7 protein-coding genes are annotated in these 9,531 nt (G+C 38.2%); 5 read left to right on the forward strand and 2 right to left on the reverse strand.

The features are described 5' to 3' along the window. The 5 genes from E1140_RS04210 to E1140_RS04230 all read left to right on the forward strand — a co-directional run. A partial coding sequence (locus tag E1140_RS04210; protein WP_155179372.1) for a DUF1800 family protein occupies positions 1 to 790 on the forward strand: 790 nt, incomplete at its 5' end. 3 nt (positions 791 to 793) lie between these two features. Next, entirely contained in the window at positions 794 to 2,521 is a 1,728-nt protein-coding gene (locus tag E1140_RS04215) for a DUF1501 domain-containing protein (protein ID WP_155179374.1), read from the forward strand. A 1-nt stretch (position 2,522) separates the two neighbouring features. Further along, complete coding sequence (locus E1140_RS04220; RefSeq protein WP_155179376.1) at positions 2,523 to 3,407, forward strand: outer membrane beta-barrel protein; 885 nt, start codon at positions 2,523 to 2,525, stop codon at positions 3,405 to 3,407. Beyond that, positions 3,407 to 4,594 carry a hypothetical protein gene (locus tag E1140_RS04225; protein ID WP_155179378.1) on the forward strand — a complete coding sequence of 396 codons (1,188 nt, stop codon included), beginning with the start codon at positions 3,407 to 3,409 and terminating at the stop codon, positions 4,592 to 4,594. Before E1140_RS04220 ends, E1140_RS04225 begins: the two co-directional genes overlap by 1 nt. A 37-nt stretch (positions 4,595 to 4,631) precedes the next feature. Continuing rightward, positions 4,632 to 5,831 carry a caspase family protein gene (locus tag E1140_RS04230; protein WP_155179380.1) on the forward strand — a complete coding sequence of 400 codons (1,200 nt, stop codon included), beginning with the start codon at positions 4,632 to 4,634 and terminating at the stop codon, positions 5,829 to 5,831. 2 nt (positions 5,832 to 5,833) lie between these two features. On the opposite strand, the gene metF is transcribed toward E1140_RS04230, so the two are convergent. Further along, positions 5,834 to 6,787, reverse strand: a complete 954-nt coding sequence (gene metF / locus E1140_RS04235) for a methylenetetrahydrofolate reductase [NAD(P)H] (RefSeq protein ID WP_155179382.1) — start codon at positions 6,785 to 6,787, stop codon at positions 5,834 to 5,836. 27 nt (positions 6,788 to 6,814) lie between these two features. Then, positions 6,815 to 9,478, reverse strand: a complete 2,664-nt coding sequence (gene metH, locus E1140_RS04240; protein WP_155179384.1) for a methionine synthase — start codon at positions 9,476 to 9,478, stop codon at positions 6,815 to 6,817. Positions 9,479 to 9,531 lie beyond the last annotated feature (53 nt).

The raw sequence follows: 9,531 nt of genomic DNA on the forward strand, positions 1-9,531 counted from the left end.
ACTATATCGTTTTTATGTTTATTATGAAATTACTCCTGAAATAGACGATACGATCATTACAGAAATGGCGCAAACCTTAATCAATAATGATTATAAGGTTCAAATAGTTTTAGAAGAACTATTTACAAGCGAGCATTTCTATGAAGCCATGGCTGGAATTGAAGACGACAAATTTGGTGGCATAATAAAATCTCCATTAGAGTTGGTACTTGGCACGCTCAGTTTTTTCAATTACGAGCTTCCATCTTACACTACTGATCTGGAAAACTTTTATAACGAAACCGGTCAGTTATTAGGCTCAATGGAGAGCATGGGCCTTAATTTCTATGAACCATTTGAGGTTGCCGGCTATTCAGCCTACCACCAGTTCCCTATTTATAACAGAAACTGGATATCAACTAATTACCTTACTCAGCGCTATAATTTTATCAGACAGATATTAAATCCATCTGAAGACAGAATTTACATTGATCCATATGAGTTTGTTAATGCTAATTTTAGTGCTAATGCCAGCGATGCACGCCAGTTAGTAATTGATATTGCTGCCTATGTATTTACCATGGCAGACAACTTAAGTTATGATGTAGATGGCGGAGAACTTACCAAAGAAAGACTGAGGTATTTCCTTCAGTCATTTCTTGGCTTTGCAGATTACGAGGCTGAAGTAGATATCGCTGTTGTGGAGTGGGAATCTTTATATGCCAATCCGGCCAATTATTTGGAGATCGGAGAATATTTAAAACGACTTTTTAATGCCATGTTACAGTCACCAGAAAATCAACTGTTTTAAGCTATGAAAAGAAGATCCTTTTTGAAAAAGTTGCCTTTAGCTGCTGGTGCAGGCTTCTCACTTAATAGCATTCCTGTGAGGGTAATGGCTGAACACAGTCATTTTCTAAAATTAGCTGAGACAAGTACAAATGATAGGGTGATCATTATCCTTCAGATGCATGGTGGTAATGATGGTCTCAATACTATCATCCCAGTCGATCAATATGAGCTTTATTATAGCAGAAGGGCAAATATTGCCATTCCTGCAAAGAATAGTGTTAGAAAATATATACCATTAGACAGCACTTTACCTCTGGCTGATCAGGTTGGCTTACATCCTGATATGCTCGGAGCCAAAGACCTTTATGACAGAGGAAGGATGGCGGTAGTACAAGGTGTCTCCTACCCAAATAATAATGGCAGTCATTTTAGAGGAAGAGATATTTGGCATATGGGTGGTGGTCCTGATGATTACTATTCTTCTGGTTGGGTGGGCAGATATTTACAAAGCTGCATTGCACCAGAAATTTACCCTGATGATTTTCCAAATGCCGACAATCCAGATCCATTAGCTATTGAATTAGGTAGTGATGTGTCTCTTGTCTTTCATCAGCAGGGAAATATCCCAACTTCTATTTCCTTAGCTGGTAACCCTGAGACCTTTGCCAATTTGGTAGATGATTTAGAAGGTTTTGATGATGAACTAATTGATCCTAGAGGAAAGCCACCAACAAACCTTGATAATACCCCTTACGGAAAGGAATTGAATTGGATATTGGGGCTGGAGGACAAATCTGTGGATTATGCTGCTAGGTTGTTTGAAGTTTATTCTGCTTCAGCTGAAACCAGTGTTACTTACCCGGAAAATTATCCATTTAATGCTCCAACTAATAGCCTAAGAAATCCTCTATCGTCTCAACTTCAGTTAATTGCCAGATTATTAGATGGTGGTGGCGCAGGCCAAGGCGTAAAGACTAAGGTTTTTCTAGCAAGAATTGGCGGGTTTGATACTCATGCTGAGCAGGTAGAAAGCTATGACCCTACAATGGGTGGGCATGCCACAAGATTGCACCATATCAGTTCTGCGATGCAGGCATTTCAAGCAGACTTAAGAGCACGAGGTTTAGAAGATAGAGTATTGACTATTACTACTTCAGAGTTCGGACGAAGGATTGACTCCAATGGGAGTTTCGGCACTGACCACGGCACTGGCGGGCCAATGATGCTATTTGGTAAAGGAGTCAGACCTGGTGTATTTGGCACTAATCAGGATTTGAGTAATGGTCGTGGCAATGTTGATATGCAATTTGACTATAGACAAGTCTATGCCAATATTCTAAAAGATTGGATGCAGGTAGATGAGAGTGTAATTCAAAATGATATTCTTTTTGGCAATTTCATAGATGGACCTAAAGAAGATGGCGGGAATTATGAACCTTTACCCGTTACCGTTGAGCAAATTACGAGCACCGAAGGATTTTTTAATGAAAGATTTAATTTAAATGACCTTTATCCTAATCCTGCTAAAGATTTTGTTAACATTAGCTTCAAGATTAACACTGAGAATAATGTTAAGATTATGCTTTTAAATGCTGAGGGTAAGCAAGTTGCCACATTGATGGATGAACGAAAAACTGCCGGTGATCATAGTGTTAAGGTAGATTTAAGTAATATTAAACCTGGATTTTATATCTGTAAAATAGAATCAGGCTTATTAAAGCAAACCAAAAAATTAATTGTAAGTAACTGACATGGCTAAAAATTCCACTATACTTAGTCTTGCCATAATTTTGTTGCTGTCCTCAGCAGCACATGGTCAATTCTATAAGCATAAATACAATACTAAAAAGCCATCAGAAGCTGATAAGTTTGAGAAAACTCAGTGGTGGTTAGGTTTTAAGGCTGGTGCCAATTTAACCGAACCAAATGTTTCTCAGCAATATTATGGTTTCAGCCCTGTTAATTACCCAGCATCAGATTTGGATAAAAATTATGATTCATGGGATAAGTTAGGTGGCCAGGCTGGTTTAGAAATAACTTTTTACCATCAAGGTTTTTCATTTAGTTTTCAACCTAATTATAGAAGACAATCATTTTCATACTCTAATACCTACCAATGGCTAAGTGCTGAAAATGCTGCAAATTCCATTGATCTTAAATATGAATACAATCATAAACTGGATTATGTAGAGCTTCCTCTAATCATAAAATATGATATTTTAAAAGGATCTAAATTTAGACCATTTGTGCAGGTTGGAGGCTATTATGCCACCTTGACCAATGCCAACAAACAAATTGAGATTTCCGGTACTGACTATGCCTCTGGTAATGCCGGACCTTTTGAAAATCAGCAATTGATTATTGGAGCAAAAGACCTATTCATAAAGTCATCAGTTGGAATCCTTGGTGGTGTTGGGGTGGCTTATGACTTTTGGAACATTAGATTAGTGTTTGATGCTTCTTACAAGCATGGGCTCAATAACATTGCAGATCAAAAAAATCGGTATGCTGAAAATCAGTTATCAGGTTTAGGCGATGCACTCGATGACATCCAATTAAATAATTTAAGTTTCAATTTTGGAGCCTTATTCCCACTCAGATTTATCAGTAGTGAAGGCCATAATGCTGTAAGGTAATGAATAAAGTATTTTATTTTCTTTTGAGTTTATTAATACTCGCTGGATGCGATATTTCTGATAATGATGCTGTTGATCCATCAGAAGGATTCTTCAAAATCTATGATAACAATCTGTTTGACGCCTCTTTTATTCCCATAGATATTCAGCAAACTACAGACGGAGGATACCTCATTTTGAGCAGTAAGAGAATAGAAACATCAAACTTTACCGGAGTAAACTTAATTAAAGTTGATAAAGAGGGTAATTTTATTGAGGAACAAATTATTGATGAGCAATATGTAGGACCAGTTGATCAATTGGTTAAAATAGCTGACAGCTATTACTTTATGGCCATGGATGCAACCAGCCTGCAGGCAATGTTGTTTACAGTTAATGACAGTTCCAGAGTAACTGCCATAAACCCAACAGGCCTCTCTTACCCAATGTACATTGCTGAAGATGGAGAAAACATATTGGCTCTCAGCTATAACAATGGAGATAAAAATTCTATCATTTCAAGAATAAGCACGTCCGGACAAACACTTCAGACCGCAGCATATGGTATTGGAGCTGGAAGTGATACCGAAGCACCTATAATTAGCCACTTCACAAGAACAGGTAGACAACTTCCTTTCTTTGCAGGGCGAATGAATGGAGGGGTTTATTATTTCAACGGATTCTATAACTACACCATGTCATTAGTCTTCACCAACTTTGGTGAAGACCCTTTGGGGGTAGTTCAAGGCCAGCAAGATGATGGTGGTTTTAGTTCAGGGATGTCTATTAGTGGTGGTAATTTCGCGCTATCCAGATTCAACTTTGGAGATAACTTTATAATTCCATCTATTGACCTGAACACCACCGGTACAACTAGTGCTACAGATTTCGAAGGAAATGCTTTTCCTGAGTTATCTGAGAATGCACCTGTAGTACTTGATTTGATTAATATTGATGCTCAGGAGGCCATTCTATATGGCAGCAACACCAAAAGTGGTCAGATTATACTTATGGCTTATGGCAAGTCATCTGGTGAATTGTTAGGCACTAAATATCTTGGTAGCACCTACCCGTATCAGATCGCAGACTTTATTGTTACTGAAGATATGGGACTCGCTGTTGTTGGTAACACTTCAGTGGCTGGTAGGTTTGATCGTATTTGTTTATTCAAACTCTCAAAAGAGGAGCTTTCAGATCTAATTAATTAGACAGCACAAAACTTCCTGATTTTAAGTAACTTGGAGTATGTATTTGAGAAAAATACTCATTTCAATGCTCACCATTGCTTCCACTGTTTTCTGCAGTGCACAGCAACTATCTGGCGTTTGGTCAGGTGAGCTCACTGCCGGCAGAAAGACCTACAATACTAAAGTTATAATTAATGAAGATGGCAAAGCACTGACAGGTACCGTTGAGGTAATAGGTAAAAAAGACTCAAGCAAATATTATTTCAACGGATACTTAGAAGACAATAGCGTGATACTTGCTTCTACAGCCTTCATTTACAAAAAAGGATTACACTGTTTGCCAAAGTTTAAACTCGCATTGGATAGTGATAAACTAGAAGGAACTTGGGGTTTTAATCCTGTTTGGGGTGGTTGTCTGCCTGCAGTATCTGGAAAAATATCTATAACACAGCAATCAAAAGTAGTAGTTGCCAGTAGTTTGAATGAGGCGGTAGTAGAAGTGTCATATGACGACTTTGAAGGAACTGAGTTAGTAAAGGCATTAAAAGAACGTAAATATTATGCACTGATTGTAGGTATCAACGATTACCCTGATGAAGGTATTCCAACTTTAGCACAACCAATCAACGATGCTCAAAAGTTGATAGACGCACTTACAACTTACTACACGTTCGAAAATGAGAATATTACTTTTTTAAAGAATCCTACCCGCTCAAACCTCATTGATGCCTTTGACAAACTAGCTAATACTGTTAAAGAGCGAGACAATCTTTTAATTTTTTATGCAGGCCATGGAATCTGGAATGACCAACTCAATCAAGGATTCTGGTTGCCATCAGATGCGTCTAAGGCCTCAAAATCGCAATGGCTATCCAACGGAACAATTAGAGACTATATCCGAGCAATAAAATCCAAGCATACTTTATTAATAGCTGACGCATGCTTTGGGGGCAGCATATTAAAAGAGCGCTCGGTAACCATGAATGGCAAAGCCATGCTTGAAATGTATAAAAGACCTAGCCGAAAGGCCATGACCAGCGGAGCTTTATCTACTGTGCCGGATCAGAGTGTATTTATTAAGTATCTTGTAAAGAATTTGGCCAATAATCAGGCACCATTATTATCCACTGAACAAGTCTTTAGTGACTTTAAGTTTTCTGTTATCAATAACAGTGAAACCGGTCAGGTGCCACAATATGGTGCAATTAGCCTCGCTGGCGATGAAGGTGGTGACTTTATTTTTTTAAAGAGAGATTAACCCTAAAACAATTCCTTGGCAATACTATATACTGGATCAGATTTACCCATAGAATAATAGTGCAGTACTGGAGCGCCTTTATCCATTAATTCCTTAGACTGCTGAATGGTCCACTCTACTCCTATTTGCTTCGCCTGAGCATTATCCTTGCAAGAATCTATAGCATCAGCCAAATCTTCTGGGATATCGATATGAAAGAATCTTGGAAGTACAGAAATTTGTTTTTTAGTCGTCAATGGTTTTAAACCTGGTATTATTGGAACATTGATTCCTTCGTTTCTACAATTCTCAACAAACTCAAAATACTTGTTATTATCAAAGAACATTTGAGTCACAATATAATCTGCACCCATATCCACTTTCATTTTCAGATATTTCAGATCATTTTTCATATTCGGAGCAGTATAGTGTTTTTCCGGATAGCCAGCTACACCAATACAAAAATCAGTGGGTGCAGCATTTAGAAGCTCCTCATCCAAATAAATACCCTTATTCAGTTCTTTGACCTGCCCTAGCAGTTCAGATGCATATTTATGACCCTCAGGCTCTGGTACAAACATAGGTTCCGTTTTGATAGCATCACCCTGCAGAACCAGCACGTTGTGTATACCTAAAAAGTCTAAGTCAATTAATGCATTCTCAGTTTCCTCTTTATTAAATCCACCACAGATAATGTGAGGTACAGCTTCGACCTCATAGCGGTTTTTTATAGCAGCACAGATACCTACGGTGCCTGGTCTTTTTCTTATCGACTTTCTTTCCAACAGACCATTGCCTCTATTTTTATAAACATATTCCTCCCTGTGATAGGTGACATCAATAAATGGCGGTTTAAACTCCATTAACGGGTCAATGTGATTGAAAAGGTTTTTAATATTTTCTCCTTTTAAAGGAGGCAATATCTCAAAGCTGAATAATGTCTTTTTCGCCTTTTCTATTTGTTCTGTAATCTTCATAATTCTAAAGTCTAAAAAATAATATGTTTAATAAGCCAAATTAGGAGACAACCATTTCTCTATTTCTTCAATGGTCATGCCCTTTCGTTTGGCATAATTTTCAATTTGATCTTTGCCAACCTTACCCAAACCGAAGTAGCTCGATTGCGGGTGTCCAAAATAAAATCCACTCACGGCTGCACCAGGATGCATAGCATATGATTCTGTTAATACAATTTCTGTGTGTTGTTCAACTTTTAACAAATCAAATAAGATTCGCTTTTCCGTATGATCAGGACAAGCAGGATAGCCAGGTGCCGGACGTATTCCATGATACTTTTCCTTAATTAACTCATCAGTGGATAGTGCCTCTTCTTTTGCATAGCCCCAAAACTCTTTCCGCACCCTAACATGCATTAACTCAGCAAGTGCTTCTGCCAAACGATCAGCCAAGGCTTTGGCCATAATGCTTTTATAGTCATCATGATCACTTTCATATTTTTCAACCAGCTTCTCTAAGCCAATGCCTGCAGTAACGGCAAACCCTCCCATATAATCATCATTGGGAGCTACAAAATCTGCAAGTGATATGTTGGGCAAATTGGCACCTTTCTTACCCTGCTGACGAAGGAAGTGAAACTCCACTTTTTCACCTTCATTATCAATTATAACATCATCTCCATTGTTATGAGCTGGAAACAGTCCAATAACAGCCTGAGCCTTCAATGACTTATTGGCAATGATTTCATCTAACATCTGATTGGCTTCATCATAAAGCTTCTTTGCTTCATTACCAATCATCTGATTATCAAATATTTGCGGATACTTGCCTTTTAGCATCCAGGTCTGAAAGAAAGGGGTCCAGTCAATAAACGGCCTTATTTCATCCAAGGGATAATCTTCTATAACCTTACGTCCAATTAACGCTGGTTTTGTGGCCTTATATTCTGACCAGTCAATTTTTACCTTATTAGCTTGAGCTTGAGCAAAGGAAATATAATTCTTAGCTGACTGTTTTGAGGCATGATCTGTTCTAAGTGTCTCATATTCACTTTTTACATTTTTATGAAAAGCTTCTCTGGTTTTCTCGCTTACCAATTCGCCAACAACTGGAACACTTCTGGAAGCATCCAAAACATGGACTACAGCACCACTATAATTTTGATCTATTTTAACAGCAGTATGAATTCTTGACGTTGTAGCTCCCCCAATAAGTAAGGGAATATTCAGTTGCTTCCTTTCCATTTCCTTGGCCACGTACACCATTTCATCCAATGAAGGCGTAATAAGCCCACTCAAGCCTATGGCAATAACCTCTTGTTCTATTGCGGCATCAATAATTTTTTGAGCCGGAACCATTACACCAAGGTCAATAATTTCATAGTTGTTGCAAGCTAAAACAACTCCCACAATATTTTTACCTATATCATGAACATCACCTTTTACAGTTGCCAGAAGAATCTTGTTACCTGCCTTGGCGGTATTGTTCTTCCTTTTCTCTTCTTCCATGAACGGTTCAAGATAGGCCACGGCTTTTTTCATTACCCTTGCACTCTTTACCACCTGAGGTAAAAACATCTTTCCAGAACCAAAAAGATCGCCAACTACGTTCATACCGTCCATTAATGGGCCTTCTATCACCCTTAGAGGGCTATCATACTTCACTCGAGCTTCTTCAGTATCTTCATCAATGAACTCTATAATACCTTTGATCAAAGCGTGTGACAACCTTGACTCTACAGATTCCTTCCGCCATGTATCATCTACTACCCTTTTCTTTTGACCACCTTTAACACCATCAGCAAATTCAAGCAGCCTTTCTGTAGCATCTTCCCTTCTATCTAGCAGTACATCTTCCACTCTCTCTAATAGATCTTTGGGTATCTCATCATATACCTCAAGCATAGATGGATTAACAATTCCCATATCCATACCATGATTAATACCATGATACAAGAATGCTGAATGCATAGCCTCTCTAACAGGGTTATTACCTCTAAATGAAAATGAAACGTTACTTACACCACCACTAACATGAGCTCCAGGCAAGTTCTCTCTAATCCATTTGGCAGCTCCGAAGAAATCTAAAGCATTCTTTCTATGCTCTTCCATACCAGTAGCTACTGGAAATATATTGGGATCAAAAATAATATCATGAGCTGGGAATTTAATTTGATTCACCAAAATGTCATATGATCGCTTACAGATTTCTATCCTTCTCTCGTAGGTGTCTGCCTGGCCATCTTCGTCAAATGCCATAACCACAACTGCAGCACCATATCTTTTAATCTTTTTGGCCTGCTCTATAAACTCTTCTTCACCAGACTTTAAACTAATGGAATTTACAACTCCCTTACCTTGAATACATTTCAAACCAGCTTCAATAATGTACCATTTAGAAGAGTCTATCATTATGGGAACTCTGGCAATATCAGGTTCAGAGGCTATTAAATTAAGAAAAGTGACCATGGCATACTCTCCATCAAGCATACCTTCATCCATATTTATATCAATAATCTGAGCACCCCCCTCAACCTGCTCTCTAGCTATTTCTAAGGCAGTATCGTAATCACCTTCTTTGATCAGGTTTAAGAACTTCCTTGAACCAGTGACATTAGTACGTTCACCAATATTCACAAAATTAGATTCAGGAGTAACCAGAAGTGGCTCAAGACCGCTTAGCTTTAAATATGATTGATGTTTTAAAGTCATAAAGTTTAAAAAGTATACAAAAAAAAAGCTCTTCTGACAGGTCAGAAGAGCTC

The organism is Fulvivirga lutimaris, from assembly GCF_009711525.1.
Lineage (GTDB): Bacteria > Bacteroidota > Bacteroidia > Cytophagales > Cyclobacteriaceae > Fulvivirga > Fulvivirga lutimaris.

Bases quoted from the DNA above. Each gene is read 5' to 3' on its own strand.
- E1140_RS04230 (WP_155179380.1), top strand. From the start codon at position 4,632: ATGTATTTGAGAAAAATACTCATTTCAATGCTCACCATTGCTTCCACT.
- metH (WP_155179384.1), bottom strand. From the start codon at position 9,478: ATGACTTTAAAACATCAATCATATTTAAAGCTAAGCGGTCTTGAGCCA.
- E1140_RS04225 (WP_155179378.1), top strand. From the start codon at position 3,407: ATGAATAAAGTATTTTATTTTCTTTTGAGTTTATTAATACTCGCTGGA.
- E1140_RS04215 (WP_155179374.1), top strand. From the start codon at position 794: ATGAAAAGAAGATCCTTTTTGAAAAAGTTGCCTTTAGCTGCTGGTGCA.
- E1140_RS04220 (WP_155179376.1), top strand. From the start codon at position 2,523: ATGGCTAAAAATTCCACTATACTTAGTCTTGCCATAATTTTGTTGCTG.
- metF (WP_155179382.1), bottom strand. From the start codon at position 6,787: ATGAAGATTACAGAACAAATAGAAAAGGCGAAAAAGACATTATTCAGC.